The sequence below is a fragment of the Mesorhizobium sp. M5C.F.Ca.ET.164.01.1.1 genome (genome assembly GCF_004792125.1).
GTDB classification, from domain to species: domain Bacteria; phylum Pseudomonadota; class Alphaproteobacteria; order Rhizobiales; family Rhizobiaceae; genus Mesorhizobium; species Mesorhizobium wenxiniae.
This window is the reverse complement of sequence record NZ_SRTG01000001.1, coordinates 961,887-985,650: the sequence shown is the minus strand read 5'-3', so window position 1 is coordinate 985,650 and position 23,764 is coordinate 961,887. Positions and strand designations below refer to the sequence as shown.

Sequence of the window (23,764 nt, the reverse complement as noted above, 5' to 3'; positions counted from 1 at the left end):
GGGAGAAGGTGGATTGGCGCGCAGCGCTAAGACGGATGAGGGGTGTTGGACGGAATGCGAGGCGCCAAGCTGCAACACCCTCATCCGTCGCCTTCGGCGACACCTTCTCCCACAAGGAGAGAAGCAAGCCGCGCGAGGCGCCAAGCTGCGGCTCTGCCCTACCTACCGCTCACCTTCGGCCGCCGATGCTTCCACTGCATCTCTCGTTCCAGCTGCGTGGAGACGGCGAGCACGGTCGCTTCGTCGCCATAGCGGCCGACCAGCTGCACGCCGATCGGCACGCCGGCGGCGGACCAGCCGAGCGGCAGCGAAATCGCCGGCTGTCCCGAAATGTTGAAGGGGAAGGCGAAGACGGCGTCCGTCCACTTCGCATTGTAGCGGTCGATGTCCGGTTCCGACATGTCGTAATAGCCCAAAGGCCTCGGCAGCTGCGTCAAAGTCGGGGTGATGAACAGATCGTAGGGCGCGAGATCGCCGACGATGTCGCGGCCGACCTGCCGGATCGTCTCGACATCGGCGATGTGACGGATGCCGCTCGTCGCGCGGCCGCGCTCGATGATCGCCCAAGTCACGGCCTCGACATCGCTTGGCGTCACCGGCCTGCCGATGACCGTTTCATGATAGCCAAACGTCGCCGCCGTCTGCACGCAGGTCATGTTAGTGTAGGTCTTCCACACCGCGTTGGCGTCGAACGGCATATCGTGCTCCTCGACACAGTGCCCGAGGCGCTCGAGCGCAGCCACCGTCGCCAGCACCGTGGCCTTGACCTCTGGATCGATGGCCGTGCCGTTTGGCGGCGTTACGGTGAAGCCGATGCGCAGCCTATCCGGCGCGCGCGACGAGAGGCTGAGCCAGCTGTCGTCCGGAACCGGCGGCGTATAGGGATCGCCCGGCAGCGCGCCGGCGACGGCATCCAGATAGGCTGCTGTGTCGCGCACCGTCCGCGAGCAGCACAGGAAATAAGCGCCGCCATACCAATAGTCGCCGAACGGCGCCAGGCTGACGCGGCCGCGCGACGGTTTTAGGCCGACGATGCCGCAGCAGGAAGCCGGGATGCGGATCGAGCCGGCGCCATCGCTGGCCTCGGCGATCGGCACCATGCGCGCGGCAACGGCCGCAGCCGCGCCGCCGCTCGAACCGCCCGGCGTGATGCCTTCCTTCCACGGGTTCTTCGTCGCGCCGTAAAGCTTTGGTTCGGTGCTGATCGACCAGCCATTTTCGGGCGCATTGGATTTGCCGACCAGCACCAGGCCCGCCGCCTTCATGCGGCGCACGACCTCGGTGTCCAAGTCCGCGACGACATCTCTGAGGAAAGAACAGGCGTTGGTGTTCGGAGCTCCGGTCCAGGACGAGGCCAGCTCCTTTAGCAAGAATGGTACGCCGGCAAAGGGTGCGTTTCTGTCTTCCACCATTTCAGTTGCGACGCGCGCCATGTCGTACAGGCGGTGGATCACCGCGTTCAGCGCCGGGTTCAGCCGTTCGATCATAATGATGGCCGCCTCGACAAGCTCGGCCGGCGCAACCTCGCCGCACTTCACCAGCGCGGCCAGATCCAGCGCGTCTGACTCTGCGTAGGTTTCCAGGAAGTTGTCGGTGATTTCGGCCATGCCTCTCTCCCTCGCTCTGCCCGAACGGCGCCCAGTGGCAATCGCTTCAGACCAATTGCCGGATCGTGGCGCTGACCCTCACCCTTACGCGGCTCCCCTTCTCCCCTTGTGGGAGAAGGGGAGCCGAGCGAAGCTCGGTCGGATGAGGGGTGTTCCAGCTTGGCATCGACCGCGCTCCGTCCAGCACCCCTCAACCGTCTTGGCGCTGCGCGCCAATCCACCTTCTCCCACAAGGGGAGAAGGAAAGAAGGGGCAGCGCAAACCTGAGCGATTGCCGCAGATGGCCTTACACCAACTCGACCGTCCGCCCTTCCGCGATGCTCTGCTCGGCGGCAAGCACGATGCGCAAGCTGCTGACCGCGGCATCCATTTGCTCGGTCAGATCAAGATCCTCGCGGATAGCGCGCAGGAAGAATGCCTGCTCGCGGTCGCAAAGCTCCTGGTGGCCGGGCTCGTCCTCCATGCTGACGATCTCGTCGGGCTTCTTGAAATTCTTGTCGCCGTCGACCTCGGCATAGTGGATCTTGAGCGCATCGGTCTTGGTGTGCCGGTCGATATCGGCTGAGTTCGACACCTCGGCAAGTTCAGCCGCGCTGCTTGCCGTCTGGCCGGCGACGATGGAGACCGCGCCGTTGGGGCCGACCACGTCCTTCACGAAATAGGCCGTCTCGCTCATCATCGGGCCCCAGCCCGCCTCATACCAGCCGACCGAACCGTCATCGAAGGTGACGTGCAGATGGCCATAATTCTGCTTGGCGGCATCGGCCCACAATTTCGCGCCGATGCCGTGAACGCGGACCGGTTTGGCGCCGGTCATCTGGCACATCACATCGACATAGTGCACGCCGCAATCGACAATCGGGATCAGCGAATCGATCAGGTTCTTGTGCCAGTGCCAAGCGCTGCCGCTGCTCTGCTGGTTGAGGTTGAGGCGCATGACCAGCGGCTTGCCGAGCGTCTTGCCGACTTCGATGAACTTGATCCATGACGGGTGGACGCGCAGGATATAACCGAGCACCAGTTTGCGGTTCCTGGCGCGGGCCGCAGCGACGACCTTTTCGGCATCTTCGATATTGGTGGCGAGCGGCTTTTCCATAAACACGTGGCAGCCCGCGGCAATCGACTTCAGCGCATATTCGGCATGCGTGTTGGGCCAGCTGTTGATTGAAACGGCATCCGGCCTGGTCTCGTTCAGCGCCTGGTCGAAATCCTCGTAGAGCGGATAGCCGGCTAATTCCGCCGGAATCTTTGTGTTGCTCTTGATCGTGCGGCTCATGATGCCGACGATCTCAAAACCGTCGAGCCTGTGATAGGCGCTGGCATGCGACGCGCCCATATTGCCGAGACCAATCACCAGCACTTTCACCTTCTCGGTCAAAGCCACCTCCCTTTTTTGTTTAGTTGGGGCGGCGACCCAGTCGCCGCCCTTATCGTCACCAAGTGGCCTACTTGACCGCTGAGTCGAACAGATGCCCCTTGATCTTCTCGACGTCGAGCGCAGCAAAGCCCTCCGACAGCTTGGCGCCGTCGGCATCGGCCTTGACCTTGGCCTTGTCGAAATCATTGGCCGGGCCGATCAGTTCGTTGGTGCAGACGTCCTCGGCCTTCACCGGACTGGTGATCTGGCCGATCTTGTGGATCTGGTCGAAGAAGCCCTGCCAGCTCGCCATGTCGTGCGAACCCCAGCCTTCGCGCTTATCCATGTCGCCACGGAAGACGTTGATCTGCTGCAGGATCGAGGTGGTGCCGAGCTCAGGCCCGAGATTCTTGGCCAGCGTCGGGAACTGCTCGAACACCGCTTCGACGGCCGCGCGCGGATTCTGGTAGCCGAATTCCAGGCCCATCGCCCAGCCGCGCAGGTATTTCTCCAGGAACGCCTTGCGGTCGGGATCATCGAGATCGGCCGACCGCACTACGAAAGTGTTCGCCGGCAGCTTCGAGTTCTGCACGCCGAGCCAGTATTCGAAGTCGAGGTTCTTGGCGATCCATTCGGCCCGCAGCCCTTCCCACGACAGCGCCGCATCGCCTTGGCCGCCGGCCAGTGCGGTGCCCCAGGTCGGCCAGCCGGCCTCGACATACTTGACTTTCTTGATGTCGACGCCTTGCGAGGCCAGCAGCGGATCGGTGATCGACTGCCATGCGGCGGAGCCGAGCAGGATAGTCTTGCCCTCGAGCGTCTTCAGGTCGTTCGTTCCCTCGCCCTTGCGGAAGGCGAAGCTGAACGTGTCGCGCGCCCCCATGTGAAACACGGATTTGAGCTTCATGCCGTTCTGGATGGCGAAGGAGAAGACGCCGGGCGAGGGAAAGCCCATGTCAGCCTGGCCGACATCGACGAACTTCACCGTCGCGGTGCCGTCCGACGGGCCCGGCTGCATGTCGGTGTCGAGGTCGCCGAAATAGCCTGCCTTCTTGGCCGCCCAATAGGGATAGTCGTCGAGCACTTCGAGCGTGCCGCGCGGCGAAATCCAGGTGAACTTGCCGTATGGCTCGGCCTGTGCCCTGAACGCCGAGGCGCCGAGCGCGGTGGCGGTCACCACGCCTGCTCCGGTGACTTGCAGAAAATAGCGGCGGCTGATCCCCGCCTTGAAACTGATGTGACTTTCCTTGGTCATGGCATTTCCCCTTTTTGTTGGCCGATAGTTTCTTACCTGTCGCCCGCCTCCCAGGCGCCATCATTGCCCCGCGCGCTAAGTCCTCGTTTTACGTCGTAACCCAAAACCGCTGCGCACTTTTGGGCGACATGCACTACGCCTCCCAGCTCGCCCACTTCTTGCCGATCAGGAAGAACAGCACGTAGATCAGGATGCCGAGGGTCGAGAGGATCAGAACCACCGCGAAGAATTGCGGCATCTGGATCATCGACGAATAGGTGGTCAGCCGGTTGCCGAGGCCGAAGCCGCCGCCGACCATCTCGGCGCCCACCGCGGTCAGCAGCCCGAAGATCGCGCCGATCATCAGGCCAACAAGGATCATCGGCAGCGCCATCGGCGCGCGGATCTTCCAGAATATCTGCAAGGTGCTGGCGCCATAGGAACGCGCCAGCGCGATCTTGGCGCTGTCGACGCGGCGAAAGCCCGTCGCCGCATTGATCATCACCATCGGCCCGGCGGCAAGCGCGACCGCGATGATGCGCGGCGTGTAACCGAAGCCGAAGCGCAGGATAAGAAGCGGCACCAGCGCCAGCATCGGCGTGGTGACCAGGATCAGGATGTAGGGCGCGACGATCTTTTCGGCGAACGGGAATTGCGTGATCACCGCGGCCATCACCAGGCCGATAATGGCGCCGATCGAGAAGCCGGAGACCAGTTCGACCAGCGTGTAGCCGAGATGCGGCGCGATCAGCGGGAACTCGTCGTACAGCGCGTAGGCGATCGCGCTTGGCCCCGGCATGATGTAGTGGGGCACATTGAACAGCCGAAGCGCCAGCTCGATGCCGCCGATGATGACCACCGCGACAGCGATGATGGCCGCGACCTCGGCGCCCGACCTGATGCCGGGCCCGCCGGCAAACGCCGAAAGATTGGTCAGGCTGACGTCGTGACCTTCGCCGGCCTTGGTTTTGGAGAACTCCGGTATCGCGTCGCCTTCGCTCACGGTCTGATCCTCACAATTTCGGCGGTGCCGCGCTCCCGCGCCTTCGGTCGTACGCGTTCGCCGACAATGTCCATCTTGATCGTGTTGGTGAGGTCGAAGACTTCTTTCGTCGCCATGATCTCCAGCGAGCGCGGGCGCGCAAACGGCACGCGATATTCCTGGGCAACGCGCCCCGGCCGCGCGCTCAGCACCACCACTCTGTCGGACAGGAAGATCGCCTCCTCGATGCTGTGGGTGATGAAGACGATGGTGGTTTTGGTGTCGAGCCAGATCTCCTCGACGAGACGGTTCATCTCCTCGCGGGTGAAACTGTCGAGTGCACCGAACGGCTCGTCCATCAAAAGCACCGAGGGCTTCAGCGCCAGCGCCCGCACGATTGCCGCTCGCTGCTGCATGCCGCCCGAAAGCTCGCGCGGAAACTTGCCGCCGAAGCCGTCGAGCCCAACACGATTGACGAGGTGGGCGATCCAGGCGCGATCCGGCTTCTCGCCCTTGATCTCGAAGGGAAAATGGATGTTGGCGTCAAGATTGCGCCAGGGCAGCAGGTTTGCCTCCTGGAAGACGATGCCGATATCCGGATGCGGCCCGGTGATCTCTCTGCCGTCGAGCCGGATTGTCCCGCTGGACAGGCGATGCAGGCCGGACATCGCCCACAAAAGCGTGGTCTTGCCGCAGCCGGAGGGGCCGACGATCGAGACGATCTCATTGGCGTGAACGTCGAGGCTGCAGCGATCCAGCGCCAGGAGGTCGCCGGAAGCCATATGATAGATCTTGGTCGCGGCCTGCACGCCAAGCTTCGGGGTTCTTGCACTGCCCGCGTTCATGCGCCCCTCGCAGGTTGCGCGATGATCCATTGGGTCATCCGTCCGTAAAAATCAGTCTGTAACTATCCTACTTTACTGTCAAGCGGCGACCGCTGCTCTAGTCAGAGAGATCGTTTGTACCACGGTTACATTATTGTTTAGATTGCCTTTTCTTTTTCTTGAAAAGCTTGTAGCTTTCCTACATACTTCGGACAGCGACCGCGTGAGGCGAAGCAGGCAAGCGGTGCGCAAACATGGTAGAGGTCGAGTTCCACGAACGGCAGGGATGACTCATGACCGAAGCTGACGGCCAGGGGCGGCCGACCTCGGACGGCGACCCGGATGGGCGCGATCATGTCAGGCGCATCCCCGACATCATTTCGCTGGTGAAGGACTCTTACGGTGAATTGCGCCCGGCTGAGCGGCGCGTCGCCGATGTCGTGCTCGACGACGTCAGGTTCGCGGTCGACGCCTCCAATGCCGTCCTCGCCCAGCGCGCCCAGGTCAGCGAACCCACGGTAACCCGGTTCTGCCGCGCCATCGGCTGCGAGGGCGTGCGCGACTTCAAGCTGAAGCTGGCGCAGAGTCTCGTCGTCGGCGCGCTCTATCTGAGCAAGCCGCCGCCCAGCAGCGACAATGGAATGCCGTTCTGGAATGCCGTGTTCGGCGAGGCCCGCCGGGCGCTGCAGGAGGCCGAACGGCAGCTTGATCCGGCGCAGCTGGTGAAGGCCGCCGAGTTCATCGCCAAGGCGCGCCAGGTCACGGTGTTCGGCCTTGGCGGCAGCTCGTCGGCGCTGGCGCAGGAGACCCAGTACCGGCTGTTCCGCTACGGCATCACCGTCAGCGCCCAATGCGATCCGTATCTGATGCGGATGACCGCCTCGACCTTGAAGCCCAGCGATCTGGTGATCGCCATCTCGGCGACCGGACGCACGCGCGAGGTGATCGAGGCCGTCGAGCTCGCTAAGCATTACCGCGCCAACGCGATCGGCGTGACCGCGCCCGACACCGACCTTGCCCGCGCCTGCGACGTCAGGCTGACGGTAGCGGTTCCCGAATATCCCGACACGCTGAAGCCGACCGCCTCGCGTTTTGCTTTCCTCGCCGCGATCGACCTGATGGCCGTGGCGGCCGCCTACAAGCTCGACGGCTCGGCCCGCGAAACGGTCCGCCGCATCAAATACAACGCCCAGATCCACAGGACGGGCAAGGAGATGGAACCGCTGGGGGATTGAGGGGCGCGGCTTCTCCTTTTCCCCCTGTTGTGGAAGAAGGAAAGACGCGGCGGCGCCGACTTGGAAAGGTAGAAGGACCACAAATGCTCGACATGGCACCATCGAAACAGGCGGCCACCTGGTTTTCCTCCCTCGCCCGGTCGCTCGACGCGGGCGATGCCGAGGCCGCGGTCAATCTGTTCGTCGAGGACTGCTACTGGCGCGATCTGCTGACCTTCACCTGGAACATTAAGACGATGGAAGGCCGTGCGGCGGTCCGCGACATGCTGGAAGCCACGCTGTCGACGACAAAGCCGACAGCCTGGCAGCTTAGTGGCGCGGCGGGCTCCGACGAAGGCATCGTCGAGGCCTGGTTCACCTTCGAGACATCATCGGCGTGGGGCCAAGGCATCATGCGCCTGCAGGACGGCCGATGCCGAACGCTGTTCACGGCGATGAGCGACCTCAAGGGCTTTGAGGAGCGCAAAGGGCCGGCGCGGCCTTTGGGTGTACGCCACAAGGCCGACCCGGACCGCGAGACTTGGGCAGAGGCGAGAGCGCGCGAGGCGCGTGATCTCGGCGCCATTGAGCAGCCCTACTGTCTGGTCATCGGCGGCGGCCAGGGCGGCATCATGCTGGGGGCACGGCTCAGGCAGCTCGGCGTGCCGGCCGTCATCATCGAGAAGAATGCGCGGGCCGGCGATTCCTGGCGCAACCGCTATCGCTCGCTCGTGCTGCACGACCCGGTCTGGTACGACCATCTGCCCTACATCCCGTTTCCGGAAAACTGGCCGGTGTTCACGCCCAAGGACAAGATGGGCGACTGGCTGGAAATGTACACGCGCGTCATGGAGCTCAATTACTGGACCTCTACGAAATGCGTCAGCGCCAGCTATGACGAGGCCGAAAAGGTCTGGACGGTCGAGGTCGATCGCGCCGGCGAGCGCATCACGCTGAAGCCGAAGCACATTGTCTTCGCAACCGGCGCTTATGGCCCACCGAGGCAGATCGACCTCCCCGGCGCCGATGTTTTCCAGGGCGAGGTCCTGCACTCCAGCCAGTATTCCAGTGGCGAGAATTTCCGGGGCAGACGCGTCGCGGTCCTCGGCGCGGCGAGTTCGGGGCACGATGTCGCGGTCGACCTCTGGGAAAGCGGTGCTGAGGTCACCATGATCCAGCGCTCGCCGACGACGGTGGTCAAATCAGACACGCTGATGGAGGTCGGGTTCGAGATCTTTTCGGAAAAAGCGCTAGCGCGCGGCATCACCACCGAAAAAGCGGACATGATCGTCGCCTCGACGCCGTTCGCGCTGCTGCCGCAAAACCAGCGGGCGCTCTACGACATCATCAAGGCGCGCGACGCGGCCTTCTACGACCGCTTACGCAACGCCGGCTTCGCCATCGATTTCGGCGACGACGAGACCGGGCTGCTGATGAAGGCCTACCGCACGGGCTCGGGGTATTACATCGACGTCGGCGCTTCCGATCTGATCATCGACGGCGAGATCGGCATCCGCAGTGGCGTCGAGATCAAGTCGCTGACGCCGACAGGCATCCTGTTCGACGACGGCACCGAACTGGCGGCCGATGCGGTCATCTCCTGCACCGGCTATCAATCGATGAACGAGACCGTGGCGGCGATCGTCTCGCGCCAGGTCGCCGACAAGGTCGGGCCGTGCTGGGGGATTGGCTCGGGCGTGAAAGGCGACCCCGGACCATGGCAAGGCGAATTGCGCAACATGTGGAAGCCGACGGCGCAGGAAGCGCTATGGTTCCACGGCGGCAATTTGGCGCTATCGCGCTTCTATTCGAAGTTCGTCGCGCTGCAGATCAAGGCGCGGATGGAAGGAGTTCCGACGCCGGTTTATGGGGCGTCGGGGCGGTAGCTCCAGGCCTTCCCTTCTCCCCTTGTGGGAGAAGGTGGATTGGCGCGCAGCACCAAGACGGTTGAGGGGTGCTGGACGGAATGAGGCGCTGGTGCTCTCTGGAACACCCCTCATCCGTCGCCTTCGGCGACACCTTCTCCCACAAGGGGGAGAAGGGGAGAGCGCACAGCCTCACCCGTGCCCATGCCCGAAATGCCTGGCCACGACATCGACATGCGTGTCGTGGGCATGTGCTTCGAAGCGCTCGATATCGCTCAGATCGTCCACGGCCTCGTTCGGCCACCAGGTGCCGCCGACCACGATACCATCCGAGACCAGCCTCTGCTCGGCGATCAGCGACGCGCCGACGGCGTCGGCAAAGGTGAAGGGGCCCGGACGCAGCCGCAGCACTGCGACGTCGCCGATGGCACCGACCGCCAGCGTGCCAAGCTCGGGCCTTGCGATCGCCTCGGCCGGCCGCTGCGTTGCGGCGCGCAGCACCTCGACGAGCGGCATGCCGAGCGCCAGCAGTTTTGACATGCAGACCAGAATGTCGAAGGCGGGACCGTCGACGCAGTAGAGATGCACGTCGCTGCTGATCACATCAGGCGCCAGCCCCTCGCCGAGCATCGCCTTGGCGACCTCGAAGTCGAATGAGCCCATGCCGTGGCCGATATCGAAGATGACGCCGCGCTCGCGCGCCAGCCGCATGTCGGGCCGCACCGCGCCGGAGGCGAAGATCGGCGCGTTGGGAAACGGCCGGAAGCAGTGGGTGAGGATGTCGCCCTTGCGCAGCCGCGGCAGCACTTCCGAGCGGCCCGGCGGCGGCTCGTCGATATGCGCCATCAGCGGCAGGCCGGCCTGGTCGGCGGCCTCGAGCGCCAGATCGACCGGCGCGATGCCGCTGCTGCCGCCGGCATGGCGACCCGAGCGGACTTTTACGCCGACGATCACGTCTGAGTGCTCGCGCACCGCCGCCACCGTCTCGCGCGGTTCGCAGAGTCGGAGATCGCTGCACTCGCCGACCGAAACGGACTGCGAGAAGCCGAAAATGCCGGCAAAGGAAATGTTGACATAGGCCAGGATGCGGACCTTCGAGCGCTCGATGACATGGCGGCGAAAGCCGAGGAAGTTGCCGGCGCCAGCACTTCCGGCATCGATGAAGGTGGTGGTGCCGCTTTTTGCGGCGAGGCGGTCGGCATCGACGCCGAGCGAAGTGCCGCCCCAATAGACGTGGCTGTGCAGGTCGATGAGGCCGGGCGCGACGATGGAACCGGTGGCGTCGATAACGCGTGCGGCACGCTCGAACGGAATGTCGGAATCAATCGCGGCGATGCGGCCACCGGCGATGGCCAGATCGCGTTGCGCGTCGAGGCCGGACGCCGGATCGATAAGGCGGCCGCCCTTCAGGAGAAGATCAAATTGCATCGGCGTCCGGCTCCGTTCCCGTCTTCTGGTTAAATCGGTCTGTAGGCGACAGCCTCGACCTCGATCTTGATGTCGATCATTAGCCGTGACTCCACCGTGGTGCGGGCCGGCGGCTCCTTTGGGAAATGCCTGGCATAGACGGCATTGAAAGCGCTGAAGTCGCGCGCGTCCTCGAGCCAGACTGTCGTCTTGACCACGTCGTCCATGCTGCAGCCGGCCAGCGCCAGGGCCGCCTTGACGTTCGAAAGCACCTGCTCGGTCTGCTCGGCGATGCCGCCCACAACCACGGTGCCGTCGCTGCCGACCGGCACCTGGCCGGAGACATAGACCATGTCGCCGGCCCGGACCGCCGGCGACAGCGGCACGTGGGATGTTCCAAAACACTGCTTGGGCAAGGAAAAGTCTCCTGTTCAAAACATTGGCGGCAATCGGCGCAGAGTCCGCGCGGTTCGGGCTCTTTCTCTGCGCCGGTTTCCCGGTTTCCTGCCGCAAGGTCTACGCCGACCCCGGCGATTCTCATACAGGCCGTGTTGGAAAGCAACATTTTTTGGAATTCATGTTGCTTTATTACAAGAGCACCAGCATCCTGCGTGGCAGGTGGTTGCGTCAAGTCATCCGGCAAGCGAGGATTGGCCAGGGAAAAGCGAGGAGCCGCATGATCGATTTCAGTGGCCGCAGCGTGGTTGTGACAGGTGCGGCTGGCGGCGTCGGCAGCGCGCTGGTCGCCGTCCTGTCCGCATGCAGGGCAAGGGTGGTCGCCTGCGATCGCGAGGGCACCGGCCTGACCGGCGCCGGAATTGAAGAAGCGCACTATTTTGACTTGCTCGATGACGGCGCCGTGGCGGCATTTGCCAAGCGCATCGGGGAAAGCGCGGCACCGGCGGCGGTCATCTCCAACGCCGGCTGGACGCGGGCGGAAACGCTCGCCGATGTCTCGACGACCGCCCTCGACCGCGAAATGAATCTGAATTTCCGCAGCGCCGCCCTGCTGTCGCAGGCATTGCTTCCCGTGATGCGCAACCAGCCGCAAGGCGCCGCCTTCGTGTTCATCTCCTCGGTCAATGCGCAAGCCCATTTCGGCAATCCCGCCTACGCCGCCGCCAAGGCAGCACTCAACGCCTGGATGCGCGCCATCGCAACCGAGGAAGGCCGCAACGGCATCCGCGCCAACGCCGTCATTCCCGGCTCGATCCGCACCGGAGCCTGGGAGCATCGCCTCGCCCACAAGCCGGAGATCCTCGCAGCCGTCGGCAAGCTCTATCCGCTCGGCAGGCTGGTCGAGCCCGTCGAGGTCGCCCGCGCCGCGGCATTCCTGGCGTCGCCCTTTGCCAGCGGCATTACCGGCACCACCTTGAATGTCGACGCCGGCCTGATGGCCAGCAATCTTCCGTTTCTGGATCTGATCGGCGGTTGAGCGCCAAGAGACGTTCAACGGTTCGGTCGCCAAGGCAGAGGCAGCGCCGACAAGCTCAAATGGCATACAAATTTGTGAGAATCGGGGTCGGATGCCGCCCCCGCGTCCATGCTAAGAAAACGGTCATAGCCCCCGAGGACGGAAAAAAATTACCGGCTTCACACCCATCTTCTCGACCATCACAGCCGCTTTTCTCGCTTCCTTTGTCGAGGTCGTCGAAGCTCTCACCATCGTGCTCGCGGTCGGCGTAACGCGTAGTTGGCGACCGGCGCTGATCGGCGCGACACTGGCGCTGGCGCTGCTCGCCGCACTGGTCATGACGTTCGGCCGCTGCTGGCGCTCGTTCCCATCACCATCATGCAATTTGTCGTCGGTGTCCTGTTGATCCTGTTCGGCATGCGCTGGCTGCGTAAGGCCATCCTGCGCGCCGGCGGTGTCATCGCCCTGCATGACGAGGAGGCGGCCTTTTCCAGGGAAACCGCGGTGCTGCATCGGCAGGTCAATGATCGGCGGGCCGATTATCTGGCGGGAGTGGCGGCGTTCAAGTCGGTGCTGCTCGAAGGTGTCGAAGTGGTATTCATCGTCATCGCAGTCGGCGCCGCACACGGGCAGACGCTCTATGCGAGCCTCGGCGCCCTGGCGGCGTTCGTCCTGGTGATGCTCATCGGCCTCGCTTTGCATCGGCCGCTGGCGCGCGTCCCGGAAAATGCGCTCAAATTCGTCGTCGGGCTGATGCTGACCAGCTTCGGCATCTTCTGGACCGGCGAAGGCATGGATGCGCACTGGCCGGGCGACGATCTGGCCTTGCTCGCGATCTTCGCGATCGTCGCGCTGGCGTCCTTTGCCGTCGTGCGCTGGCTGCGCAGCGCCTATCCCGCAGCCATCGGAGGGTTGGCCCGATGAACCTCGTTCGTCTTGCTGTGAAGGAATTCATCGGCATGTTCGTCGACGACGGCAATCTGGCGCTGCTCGCCCTGCTGCTGATCGCGGCGATCACGGCGGCGGTGAAGTTTCTGGCGCTGCCGCCGCCCTTGGCGGCATCCTGCTGCTAATCGGCTGCCTCGCCATCCCGGTGCAGAGTGTCCGCCGCGCCGCGCGGCACCAGTGATCAAAGGAGCGGACACCCGCTCTCTCGAACATTGTTTTGCGACGGCATGTCGGCTGAAGGTCCGTCAGCGATCGATCCGCGTCGACAGGATGATCGAGGACGATGTCCGCTCGACCCCGTCCATCGCGCCGATCTCGTCGAGAAGCGTGTCGAGATCCCTAATCGACGGCGCATCGACGATGACGATCATGTCGAAATTGCCGCTCACCGAATGCAGCGTCCGCACCGGCGGCAGCGCCTGCAGGCTGCGCACCACCTTGTCGGCAAGCTTGGGCGTGACGGTGAGCAGGACATGCGCCCGCACCAGCCCCTGTTCGTAGTCGGGCGAAAGCCTGACGCCATAGCCGGTGATGATGCCGCGCTGTTCCAGTCGCTCGATCCGGCTCTGCACGGTCGTCCGCGACACGCCGAGCCGCCGCGCCAGTTCGGCCGTCGAGGCGCGCGCATTCGCCCGCAGCAGGGAAAGCAGGGCCTGTTCGGCGTTGCTAAGCACTTTCGACGAACCTCATCGGCATTTTGATCACCAAGATGCTTCGTTTCGCACAATTCCACGCTTCCTTTCGACAGGCAAGCTGCGATTCTATCGTCTTGAGCAAAGGTAGGGCGAGGGAACTGGTTATGAAGAAAATCATAGTTGTCGGCGCCGGCAAGATCGGCTCGACCATCGCCGAGATGCTGGCTTCCACAGGCGACTACCACGTCACCCTCGTCGACCGCTCGGCGGCACAGCTCGGCGCGGCCGAACTGCCTGAAACGGTCAAGACGCTGGAACTCGACATCGAAGCATCAGGCACGCTCGAAGCCGCTTTGGCCGGCAAATTTGCTGTGCTCAGCGCCGCCCCCTTCCACCTGACCACGCGCATCGCCGAAGCGGCAGCCAGCGCCGGCGTCCACTATCTCGACCTGACCGAGGACGTCGTCAGCACCAGGCGCGTCAAGAAATTGGCGCGCTCCGCCAACAGCGCCTTCATCCCACAATGCGGGCTGGCGCCGGGCTTCATCTCGATCGTCGCCAACGATCTCGCCAGCCGCTTCGACACCCTGGAAAGCGTGCGCATGCGGGTCGGGGCGCTGCCGCAGTACCCGTCGAATGCACTGAACTACAATCTGACCTGGAGCACGGACGGCGTTATCAATGAATATTGCGAGCCTTGCGAGGCGATCGTCGAAGGCGAGCTGATCGAGGTGCCGCCGTTGGAGGAGCGCGAGGAATTCTCGCTCGACGGTGTCACCTACGAGGCGTTCAACACATCCGGCGGGCTCGGCACGCTGGCCGAAACGCTGAAGGGCAAGGTGCGCACGCTGAACTATCGCACCATCCGCTACCCCGGCCACGCCGCGATCATGAAGGCGTTGCTCAACGATCTCGGCCTGCGCCACCGACGCGACGTGCTGAAGGACATTTTCGAGAGCGCCCTGCCGGCGACGCTGCAGGACGTGGTCATCGTCTTCGTCACCGTCAGCGGCCGCAAGAACGGCCGCCTGCTGCAGGAAACCTACGCCAACAAGATCTACGCCAAGCGCGTCGGCGACATGGTGCGCAGCGCCATCCAGATCACCACCGCGTCAGCCATTTGCGCGGTCCTTGACATGCTGGCCGACGGCACCTTGCCGGCGAAGGGCTTCATCAAGCAGGAAGACATCGCGCTCGACGCCTTCCTAGCCAACCGCTTCGGCCACGCCTATGCGCAGCATGAGATGGTGAGCCGGTTGGCTGGTTGAGGAGCTTCTTTCCTTCTCCCCTCGTGGGAGAAGGTGGATTGGCGCACAGCGCCAAGACGGTTGAGGGGTGCTGGACGGCGCTCCGTCTGTGCCAAGCTGGAACACCCCTCATCCGACCGAGCTTCGCTCGGCCACCTTCTCCCACAGGGGGAGAAGGGAGAGCGCGCGAGGCCGGCGGGCCCTAAACATGCAGCGCATGCCCGAGCGCCTTCAGCGCCGCTTCCTGAAAACCCTCACCTTGTGTCGGGTGGGCATGGATGGTGCCGGCTATATCCTCCAGCCGCGCGCCCATTTCCAGTGCCAGGCCGAAAGCCGTCGACAGTTCCGACACGCCGTGACCGACCGCCTGGATGCCGAGCACCAGATGGTTGTCCGCGCGGGCAACGATCCGGACAAACCCCTCCTCACCCATCTTCGTCATCGCCCGGCCATTGGCGGCGAAGGGGAACAATCCGACCTTGATGTCGCCGCCGAGCCCCTTTGCCTCCTCCGGCGACAGACCTGCGGTGACCAGCTCCGGATCGGTGAAGCAGATAGCGGGAATGCAGCGTTTGTCCCAGCCGCGCTTGTGGCCGGCGACGATCTCGGCGACCATTTCGCCTTGCGCCATCGCCCGGTGCGCCAGCATCGGCTCGCCGGTGACGTCGCCAACGGCAAAGATGCCGCGCATCGAGGTACGGCACTTGTCGTCGATGCGGATGAATTTTCCCGCCATGTCGAGGTCGATCTGCTCCAGCCCCCAGTCTTCGACCACCGGCTTGCGCCCGACAGTGACCAGAATCCTGTCGGCAACGATCTTGCTATTCTTGCCGTCCTTCGTCTCGACCAGCAGCGCATCCCCCTTGGTCGACAACCCCTTGGCCTTGGCGCCCACAAGCACCTCGATACCGAGCTCGGCGAGCCGCTTCACCACCGGCCGAGTCAGTTCGTCATCATATTGCGCCAGTACGCGCGGCAAAGCCTCGACCACGGTCACCTTGGCGCCCATCTTGGCGAAGGCGATGCCGAGCTCCAGCCCGATATAGCCGCCGCCGACGACGGCAAGCCTTTCCGGCACTTCGCTCAGCCCCAGCGCTTCGGTCGACGAGATCACCGGTCCACCGAACGGCAGCGACGGCAGCTCGACTGGCGCCGAGCCGGTCGCGATGACCACCGTCTCGGCACGGACCACCTGCATTCCGGTCTCGGTCTGGACTTCGACGGTCTTGCCGTCACGGAATTTCGCCCAGCCGTGCACGGTCTTGACCCCGGCCTTCTTCAGCAGGCCAGCGACGCCGCTATTCAGCCGGCTAACAATACCATCCTTCCAGGCGATGGTCGTTTCGAGATCAATGGATGCTGTTCCAATTGAAATGCCGAGCGGACTCTTGCCGCCCGCCATATGCGAGATTTTCTCGAACTCCTCGGCCGCATGGATCAGCGCCTTGGACGGAATGCAGCCGACATTGAGACAAGTGCCGCCCGGCTTGCCGAACTCGACGATAACCGTGTCGATGCCAAGCTGGCCGGCGCGGATGGCACAGACATAGCCACCGGGGCCAGCACCGATAACGAGCAGCTTGCAGGAGATTTCCTTCATGGGGTTCCTCTCAAGGCGCCGCAGCGGTGCAAAATTTTTCCTGCCGGAGGGACAGCACCCCCTCTGTCCTGCCAGGACAGAGGGGGGTGGGAAGGATCGCTGCCGCTCTCATTTCTTGCACCACAGCCTCAATCCACAAAAATCAGCGCCGGGGTCTCCAGCAGCGCCTTGATCCGTTGAATAAACACCGCGGCGTCCCAGCCGTCGATGACCCGGTGGTCGAAGCTGGAGGACAGGTTCATCATCTTGCGCGGGATGAACTGGGTGCCGTCCCACACCGGCCGCACCATCATTTTGTTGACGCCGAGGATCGCCACTTCCGGATGATTGATCACCGGCGTCGTCGCGACACCGCCCATGGCGCCGAGCGAGGTGATGGTGATGGTCGAACCCGAGAGCTCGTCGCGCGTCGCCGTACCTGATTTGGCCGCCTCGGCGAGTCTGTTGAGCTCGGCGGCGCAGTCCCAGATGTCGCGCGCCTCGGCGTGTTTGACCACCGGCACCACCAGCCCCGAAGGCGTCTGCGCGGCAATGCCGATATGGACGCCGCCATGCTGGTGGATGATGCCGGCTTCGTCGTCGAACAGCGCGTTGAGGTTGGGCTGGTCGGCAATCGCCCTGACCATCGCCCGCATCAGGAACGGCAGCAGCGTCAGCTTCGGCCTTTCCGCGCCGGTTCGCTTCTCCTTGTTGAGCGCGGCGCGCAAATCCTCGAGCGCGGTAACATCGATCTCCTCGACATAGGTGATGTGCGGAATGCGCGACTTGGCCAGCGTCATCTTCTCGGCGATTTTTCGCCTGAGCCCGATGATTTTGATGTCCTCTATCGTCTCGTTACGGGCGAGGCCGGAGATTTTCGCGAGCTGCGGCCCGCGCGCCAGAAACGCCTCGATGTCCTCATGCTGGATACGGCCGGCCGGGCCGCTTCCTGTGACCTGACGCAGATCGATGCCGGCCTCTTTCGCCCTGAGCCGAATGGCCGGCGACGCCAGCGGCTTTTCGCCTTCGAGGCGTGGCGCGCCGGAGACGGTCGCGAGACCCCCACCGACCGCAGTACCCCCAACCCCTCCCCACAAGGGGGAGGCGGATTCCGGCGCCGGTTCATCCTCACGCGCGGAAACTTTTGCGGACGGGCGCGCGATCGATTTGGCATCGGCTTTGGCGGCCGAAGCTCGTCCCCCTCCCCCTTGTGGGGAGGGCCCCGGGGTGGGGGTAGCCTCGGTGGCTTTCGCCTCACCTCCCCACGATTCCGCAGCGGCCTTCACATTGCCTTCGCCGGCCACCTTCAATCTGACGATGGGGGAGCCGATCGCCACCGTGTCGCCGATCTCCGCACCGAGCCAGACGATCTCGCCGTCAACGGGCGAGGGAATCTCGACCGTCGCCTTGTCGGTCATGACGGCGGCCAGCACCGCGTCCTCGCGCACGAGATCGCCGACCTTGACCTGCCATTCGACCAGCTCGGCCTCGGCGACGCCTTCGCCGACATCGGGCAGCTTGATCACATATTCGCCCATCGTCGTCAGGCCTCCCCCTTTAGGCTTCCATCGTTTCAACGAGCGCGCGGCCGAGCCTAGCGGGACCGGGAAAATAGTCCCACTCCTGCGCGTGCGGATAGGGCGTGTCCCAGCCGGCGACCCGCGCCACCGGCGCTTCCAGATGGTAGAAGCAGTTCTCCTGCACCAAGGCCGACAGCTCGGCGCCGAACCCGGATGTCAGCGTCGCCTCGTGCACGATCACGCAGCGGCCCGTCTTTTTCACCGAGCCGACGATCGTCTCGAGATCGAGCGGCAGCAGCGTCCTCAGATCGATGATCTCGGCGTCGATGCCGGTCTCCTCGGCCGCCGCCTCGGCGACATAAACCATGGTGCCATAGGCGAGCACGGTGACAGCGGCACCCGGCCGGCGGATTACCGCCTTGCCGAGCGGGACCGTGTAGTGGCCGTCGGCGACCTCGCCGAGTTCATGCTTCGACCACGGCGTCACCGGGCGCTCGTGGTGGCCGTCAAAGGGACCGTTGTAGAGCCGCTTCGGCTCCAGGAAGATCACCGGGTCGGGATCCTCGATCGCCGCAATCAAGAGACCCTTGGCGTCATGCGGATTGGACGGCACCACGACCTTCAGGCCGGAGACATGGGTGAACAGCGCCTCCGGACTCTGGCTGTGGGTCTGGCCGCCAAAAATGCCGCCGCCGGTCGGCATCCTGACCACGATCGGACAGGTAAAGTCGCCATTCGACCGGTAGCGCAGCCGCGCCGCTTCCGAGACAATCTGGTCATAGGCCGGATAGACATAGTCGGCGAACTGCACTTCGACGCAAGGTTTCAGGCCGTAAGCTGCCATGCCGATGGCCGAGCCGACGATGCCGGATTCGCTGATCGGCGCATCGAAGCAGCGGCTCTTGCCGTATTTGGCCTGCAGGCCTTGCGTGCAGCGGAAGACGCCGCCGAAAAAGCCGACATCCTCGCCGAACACGATGACGCGTTCGTCGCGGGCCATCGACACGTCCATAGCGTCGCGGATCGCCTCGATCATTGTCCGTCTTGGCATGATTAGACCCCGGCCTGCTGGCGCTGGCGCCTGAGATGCGGCGGCATCTCGGCATAGACGCCCTCGAACATGTCGCGCGCCGAAGGCTTGCCGCCGGCATGCAGCGTGCCATGGCGCTCGGCCTCCCTTTGCGCCGCGATCACTGTTTCGAGGATTTCTGCTTCGGCCTGGGTGTGGCGCTCGTCCGACCAGACGTCGCGCTGGATGAGATGGTTCTTCAGCCTGACGATCGGATCGCCGAGCGGCCACGCGTCGGACTCGGCCTTCGGCCGATAAGCCGATGGATCGTCGGAGCTCGAATGCGCGCCGACACGGTAGGTGACATATTCGACCAGCGTCGGGCCGAGATTTTTCCGCGCGCGCTCGGCCGCCCATTTCGCCACCGCATGGACGGCGAGATAGTCGTTGCCATCGACCCGCAGCGACGGAATGCCGAAACCGAGACCGCGGGCGGCGAAAGTGCCGGAGCCGCCGCGGGCGATGCCCTGGAAGGTCGAGATCGCCCACTGGTTGTTGACGACATTGAGCACGACGGGCGCCTTGTAGGTCGAGGCGAACACCAGCGCCGAATGGAAGTCGGATTCGGCCGTCGAACCGTCGCCGATCCAGGCGGCGGCGATCTTAGAATCATTGCTGATCGCCGAAGCCATCGCCCAGCCGACCGCCTGGATATATTGCGTCGCCAGATTGCCGGAGATCGAGAAGAAGCCATGCTCCTTCGACGAATACATGATCGGCAGCTGCCGGCCCTTCAGCGGGTCGGCCTCGTTCGAATAGATCTGGTTCATCATCGTGACCATCGGATAGCCGTCGGCGATGAGCAGGCCTGCCTGACGATAGGTCGGAAAATTCATGTCGCCCGGCGCCAGCGCCTTGCGGAAGGCGCAGCTCACCGCCTCCTCGCCCAGATGCTGCATGTAGAAGGAGGTCTTGCCCTGCCGCTGCGCCATCTGCATGCGCGCATCGAAGCTGCGCAGCGTCATCATGTGGCGCAGTCCTTCCAGCAATTCGTCGTCGGAAAGCAGGCCAGCCCAGGGTCCGACCGCCTCGCCGGCGCGGTTGAGCACGCGGATGATCGAGAAGGCCATGTCGCGGATGGTGCGCGGATCGACGTCGATCTCGGGACGCGGCACCGAGCCGGCCTTGGGGATGGTCACATTGGAAAAGTCAGGCGTCCCGCCCGGCCGCACCTCCGGTTCCGGCACATGGAAGCGCAATAGTCCTGCATCAGCCATGACCTTCGTCCTCCAATGTTGCCCGGTGCGATATTTGCACACCGCCAGACCAGTGCCAATTCGTCGGCTGGTGCTTCAACCGGAACGACCACAGAAAGCCGCCTCCCGATACCGCCAGCCAAGATGCAGATATGTCGGCGAAATTTCTTGTCGATCTTCTGGTGCCGCGCGCAACTAGGCGAATGGTCCGGCCTGATTTGGCGCAAGAGCCGGTATTTTTGGGCTTGCAACCTAAACAAGGCTTGGGTTCCTCGCCCCATGAAATGGGGAGAGGTGGCTCGGCAAAGCCGAGACGGAGAGGGGGAAGGCGCGACCTGAATGATTCAGAGGCTCGCCAGCGTGGTTGCCCCCTCTCCGGCCGCTCCGCGGCCAGCTCTCCCCCGCTTTGCGGGGGCGAGGAAACCTGGTCCTGCAAGATCGGCAAACCTCTCGAAATTCCAATACCCCGGGGAGATGTCGGCGGGACAGACAGAGCGCTGTCCTATAGGTGTTTCGGAAGATAGCGGCGTCCTTTTGTTCACCCCGCGCCCGCATTCATGCTAACCAGAGCCCATGGCACAGAAGAAGGGTTATGAGGTCGATTCGTGGCTGGCGCGGCCGGATCCGCGCATCTCGGTGGTCCTGCTCTATGGTCCCGATCGTGGGCTCGTCGCCGAGCGGGCAAAGGCCTTTGCCGGCAAAACCGGCCTGCCGCTCGACGATCCGTTCTCGGTGGTCAGGCTGGACGGTTCGGAAGTCGATCGCGACGAAGGCCGCCTGCTCGACGAGGCTCGCACCGTGCCGATGTTTTCGGACCGGCGCCTGCTCTGGGTGCGCAATGCCTCCGGCCAGAAGGCGCTTGCCGACGACGTCAAGGCGCTGACCGCGGAGCCGCCGCGCGATGCCATCATCCTGATCGAGGCCGGCGACCTGAAGAAGGGCGTCGGGCTGCGCGCCATCGTCGAGGCGGCGGACATTGCCATGGCCTTGCCGTGCTATGCCGACGAGGCCCGGGACATCGACACGGTCATCGACGACGAATTGCGCAAGGCCGGCATGTCGATGACGCTGGAGGCCCGTCAGGCGCTGCGCCGCAACCTCGGCGGCGACCGGCTGGCCTCGCGCGGCGAGATCGAGAAGCTGGTGCTCTACGCCCACGGCCAGACCGAAATCGGCCTCGACGACGTCAAGGCGACTTCGGGCGACGTCTCCGGTCTGTCCTTCGACGACGCCGTCGATGCCTTGCTCGAGGGCAAGGTCGGCGATTTCGACATGGCCTTCACCCGCCACTGCCAGTCCGGCGGCCAAGCTTTTCTGGTGCTTTCCTCGGCGATGCGGCAGCTGCAGGCGATCCAGGCGATGCGCGGCCTGATGGACACCGGCGGCCGCAACGCCGCGTCAGTCGTTGCAGCGGCGCGCCCGCCGGTTTTTTTCTCGCGGCGCAAGCTGGTGGAGAAAGCCCTCGAACGCTGGAACAGCGAGGCGCTTGCCCGCGCCTTGACCCGATTGCAGGCAGCGGTCCTGCAGACCCGCCGGCGGCCGGATCTTTCAGTCGCGCTGGCACGGCAGGCGCTGCTCGGCATTGCCGTGGAAAGCGCCCGGCTGGCGCAGCGTAGCTGATCTCCCCCCTTGAGGGGGAGATGTCGCCGAAGGCGACAGAGGGGGTCGCAGCGCTTGGAACGCCGACATCTTCTTCGCTTCCGAAAGGCCGGCGCTTGATGTGAGACGACGCCTTCTGGCCTGCCGGCCATCTCCCGCTCAAGGGGGAGATCAGCAGCCTGGGCGATTTCGCCAATCACCAGCGCTGAAAAGCAAGGACTGGCAATCGCCAGCCCCCGTTGTGTTGCCAGGACGAAGATGTCAACCTAGGCCGTGCTTAATCTTGAGCCAGAAGATTATTTGCCGGCTAAAAACACGGGTACCTCAAGCACCTACCGCTCCTGCTTCAGCCGACGGCAGAGCTCGTCGAGCTGCTCCAGCGTCCGGTAAGCGACGCTGATCACCCCGCCGCGTTCCTTGTGCTCGATCGTGACGATCATGCCGATCGTGCCGGTCATCAGCTTTTCCAGCGCCAGCGTATCGGCATCCTTCTGTGCCGGTGCTGCAGGCTGTCGCTTTACCGTTGGAGCGCCGGCCGGCATCTGCGCCAGCGCTTCGGCCTGGCGCACCGAAAGCCCGTCCTTGACGATCCGCTTGGCCAGGCCCGCCGGATCTTCCGCCGTCACCAATGTGCGGGCGTGGCCGGCCGACAGCGCGCCATCGACCAGCATGTCGCGAATCACGTCGGGCAGCTTCAAGAGCCTCAGCGTATTAGCGACATGGCTGCGGCTCTTGCCGATCACCTGGCCGAGATCGGCCTGGGTGTAGCCGTGATCGTCGATCAGCTGCTGGTAGCCCATCGCCTCCTCGACCGGGTTGAGGTCGGTGCGCTGGACGTTTTCGATGATCGCCAGTTCGAGCGCGGTGCGGTCGTTGACATCGCGCACGATGATCGGGATCTCGACCAGCCCGGCGCGCTGCGCCGCGCGCCAGCGCCGCTCGCCGGCGATGATCTCGTAGTGGCCGGGCTGGGCCGGCGACGGCCGTGCCACCACCGGCTGCACCACGCCATGTTCACGGATCGACTGGGCAAGATCGGTCAAGTCGGCGTCACCAAAATGCCGGCGCGGATTCTTTGGATTCGGGCTCAGGAACTCGATCGGGACCTTGCCGTCGGCATTCATGCTCTGCTTTTCCACTGCTGCCGGGCGATCGATTTCGCCGATCAGCGCGGCCAGTCCACGGCCCAGTCTTTTTCTCGAAAGGTCTTCACTCATCGTCTGTCCAGATCGTTTCGCTATCGAATCAGCTTCTTTGGCGGCAGCATTAGGCGGCGCGCAGTTTGCGCTCGCGGCGGATCACCTCGGAGGCAAGCTGCAGATAGGCCTGGCTGCCGGAGCACTTGAGGTCGTAGAGGATCGCCGGCTTGCCATAGGACGGCGCCTCGGAGACCCGCACATTGCGCGGGATGATGGTTTCGTAGACCTTGTCGCCCATATGCGCGCGCACATCCTGCACCACCTGGTTGGCAAGGTTGTTGCGCCCGTCGAACATGGTCAGCACGATGCCTTGGATCGTCAGGTCGGGATTGATCGAGCGGCGGACCTGCTCGACCGTCTCCAGCAACTGGCTCAAGCCTTCAAGCGCGAAGAACTCGCACTGCAGCGGCACCAGCACCGAATCGGCCGCCGCCATCGAGTTCAGAGTCAGAAGATTGAGCGACGGCGGACAATCGATCAGCACATAGCCGAAATTCGCCGAGCGCTCGGCCGAGGCGCGCAAGGCGTTGCGCAGCCGCAGCACCCGGTCCGGCGCCGACGCGATCTCCATTTCGATGCCGAGCAGATCGAGCGTTGACGGCACGATCGACAGGCCCGGCACTGCCGTCGGGATCGCCGCCGCCTCCAGATCGAGCTCGCCGGTCAGCACGTCATAGGAGGAAACGGTGCGGTCGCGCCGGTCGATGCCGAGGCCGGTGCTGGCATTGCCCTGCGGATCGAGATCGACGATCAGCACCCGCTCGCCGATCGCCGCCAGCGCCGTGGCGAGATTGATGGCCGTCGTCGTCTTGCCGACGCCGCCCTTCTGGTTGGCTACGGTGATGATTCGGGGGCCATTCTTCATCAT

The 23,764-nt window shown here is 64.1% G+C and carries 19 protein-coding genes and 2 pseudogenes; 7 read left to right on the top strand and 14 right to left on the bottom strand.

What is annotated here, in order from left to right; genetic code table 11:
* Positions 1-158 precede the first annotated feature (158 nt).
* From EN807_RS04715 to EN807_RS04695, 5 genes are all read right to left on the bottom strand, one after another.
* The gene (locus EN807_RS04715) at positions 159-1,607 is read right to left on the bottom strand and encodes an amidase (RefSeq protein ID WP_135934068.1); all 1,449 of its coding nucleotides are present in this window, start codon (positions 1,605-1,607) and stop codon (positions 159-161) included.
* Between the two features lie 286 nt (positions 1,608-1,893).
* A complete protein-coding gene (locus EN807_RS04710) occupies positions 1,894-2,985 on the bottom strand; it encodes a Gfo/Idh/MocA family oxidoreductase (protein WP_135934067.1) in 1,092 nt (363 codons plus the stop codon).
* Between the two features lie 67 nt (positions 2,986-3,052).
* Complete coding sequence (locus EN807_RS04705) at positions 3,053-4,219, bottom strand: ABC transporter substrate-binding protein (protein WP_135934066.1); 1,167 nt, start codon at positions 4,217-4,219, stop codon at positions 3,053-3,055.
* A 133-nt stretch (positions 4,220-4,352) separates the two neighbouring features.
* Positions 4,353-5,201, bottom strand: coding sequence for an ABC transporter permease (locus tag EN807_RS04700; protein ID WP_135934065.1), 849 nt, complete (start codon positions 5,199-5,201; stop codon positions 4,353-4,355).
* Positions 5,198-6,025: an ABC transporter ATP-binding protein gene (locus tag EN807_RS04695; protein ID WP_135935785.1), complete on the bottom strand. Its 828-nt coding sequence runs from the start codon at positions 6,023-6,025 to the stop codon at positions 5,198-5,200. The genes EN807_RS04700 and EN807_RS04695 overlap by 4 nt, the downstream gene beginning before the upstream one ends.
* Positions 6,026-6,297: 272 nt before the next feature.
* Here EN807_RS04695 and EN807_RS04690 point away from each other — a divergent pair, with 272 nt between their 5' ends.
* Both EN807_RS04690 and EN807_RS04685 read left to right on the top strand, forming a co-directional pair.
* On the top strand, positions 6,298-7,239 hold the full coding sequence (locus tag EN807_RS04690) for a MurR/RpiR family transcriptional regulator (RefSeq protein ID WP_135934064.1): 942 nt from the start codon (positions 6,298-6,300) through the stop codon (positions 7,237-7,239).
* A gap of 83 nt (positions 7,240-7,322) precedes the next feature.
* Positions 7,323-9,104: an NAD(P)/FAD-dependent oxidoreductase gene (locus tag EN807_RS04685; RefSeq protein WP_135934063.1), complete on the top strand. Its 1,782-nt coding sequence runs from the start codon at positions 7,323-7,325 to the stop codon at positions 9,102-9,104.
* 171 nt (positions 9,105-9,275) lie between these two features.
* Here EN807_RS04685 and EN807_RS04680 read toward each other — a convergent pair whose 3' ends face one another.
* Together EN807_RS04680 and EN807_RS04675 are read right to left on the bottom strand one after the other, a co-directional pair.
* Positions 9,276-10,511, bottom strand: coding sequence for an amidohydrolase/deacetylase family metallohydrolase (locus EN807_RS04680; protein WP_135934062.1), 1,236 nt, complete (start codon positions 10,509-10,511; stop codon positions 9,276-9,278).
* 29 nt (positions 10,512-10,540) lie between these two features.
* The gene (locus EN807_RS04675; RefSeq protein WP_127314041.1) at positions 10,541-10,906 is read right to left on the bottom strand and encodes a RidA family protein; all 366 of its coding nucleotides are present in this window, start codon (positions 10,904-10,906) and stop codon (positions 10,541-10,543) included.
* A gap of 260 nt (positions 10,907-11,166) precedes the next feature.
* Here EN807_RS04675 and EN807_RS04670 point away from each other — a divergent pair, with 260 nt between their 5' ends.
* From EN807_RS04670 to EN807_RS04660, 3 genes and pseudogenes are all read left to right on the top strand, one after another.
* Positions 11,167-11,925 carry an SDR family oxidoreductase gene (locus tag EN807_RS04670; RefSeq protein ID WP_135934061.1) on the top strand — a complete coding sequence of 253 codons (759 nt, stop codon included), beginning with the start codon at positions 11,167-11,169 and terminating at the stop codon, positions 11,923-11,925.
* Positions 11,926-12,073: 148 nt separating this feature from the next.
* A pseudogene (locus EN807_RS04665) lies at positions 12,074-12,828 on the top strand (COG4280 domain-containing protein).
* Positions 12,825-13,033: pseudogene (locus tag EN807_RS04660) on the top strand (hypothetical protein). Before EN807_RS04665 ends, EN807_RS04660 begins: the two co-directional pseudogenes overlap by 4 nt.
* A 64-nt stretch (positions 13,034-13,097) precedes the next feature.
* Here EN807_RS04660 and EN807_RS04655 read toward each other — a convergent pair.
* Positions 13,098-13,526 (bottom strand): Lrp/AsnC family transcriptional regulator, encoded by a 429-nt coding sequence (locus tag EN807_RS04655; protein ID WP_127314038.1) that lies wholly within the window; start codon positions 13,524-13,526, stop codon positions 13,098-13,100.
* Positions 13,527-13,561: 35 nt separating this feature from the next.
* Here EN807_RS04655 and EN807_RS04650 point away from each other — a divergent pair, with 35 nt between their 5' ends.
* Entirely contained in the window at positions 13,562-14,755 is a 1,194-nt protein-coding gene (locus EN807_RS04650) for a saccharopine dehydrogenase family protein (RefSeq protein WP_281405189.1), read from the top strand.
* Positions 14,756-14,936: 181 nt separating this feature from the next.
* Here the strand turns inward: EN807_RS04650 and lpdA are convergent, their stop codons facing one another.
* The 4 genes from lpdA to EN807_RS04625 form a co-directional block, all read right to left on the bottom strand.
* Positions 14,937-16,334, bottom strand: coding sequence for a dihydrolipoyl dehydrogenase (gene lpdA, locus EN807_RS04640; protein WP_135934058.1), 1,398 nt, complete (start codon positions 16,332-16,334; stop codon positions 14,937-14,939).
* 128 nt (positions 16,335-16,462) lie between these two features.
* The gene (locus EN807_RS04635) at positions 16,463-17,851 is read right to left on the bottom strand and encodes a dihydrolipoamide acetyltransferase family protein (RefSeq protein ID WP_135934057.1); all 1,389 of its coding nucleotides are present in this window, start codon (positions 17,849-17,851) and stop codon (positions 16,463-16,465) included.
* 19 nt (positions 17,852-17,870) lie between these two features.
* Positions 17,871-18,884: an alpha-ketoacid dehydrogenase subunit beta gene (locus tag EN807_RS04630; protein WP_135934056.1), complete on the bottom strand. Its 1,014-nt coding sequence runs from the start codon at positions 18,882-18,884 to the stop codon at positions 17,871-17,873.
* Positions 18,885-18,886: 2 nt separating this feature from the next.
* Positions 18,887-20,119: a 3-methyl-2-oxobutanoate dehydrogenase (2-methylpropanoyl-transferring) subunit alpha gene (locus EN807_RS04625; protein WP_135934055.1), complete on the bottom strand. Its 1,233-nt coding sequence runs from the start codon at positions 20,117-20,119 to the stop codon at positions 18,887-18,889.
* Positions 20,120-20,671: 552 nt separating this feature from the next.
* On the opposite strand from EN807_RS04625, the gene holA reads away from it, so the two are divergent.
* A complete protein-coding gene (gene holA, locus EN807_RS04620; RefSeq protein ID WP_135934054.1) occupies positions 20,672-21,718 on the top strand; it encodes a DNA polymerase III subunit delta in 1,047 nt (348 codons plus the stop codon).
* A 311-nt stretch (positions 21,719-22,029) separates the two neighbouring features.
* Here holA and EN807_RS04615 read toward each other — a convergent pair whose 3' ends face one another.
* The gene (locus EN807_RS04615; protein WP_135934053.1) at positions 22,030-22,914 is read right to left on the bottom strand and encodes a ParB/RepB/Spo0J family partition protein; all 885 of its coding nucleotides are present in this window, start codon (positions 22,912-22,914) and stop codon (positions 22,030-22,032) included.
* A 49-nt stretch (positions 22,915-22,963) separates the two neighbouring features.
* Entirely contained in the window at positions 22,964-23,764 is an 801-nt protein-coding gene (locus tag EN807_RS04610) for a ParA family protein (RefSeq protein ID WP_127314030.1), read from the bottom strand.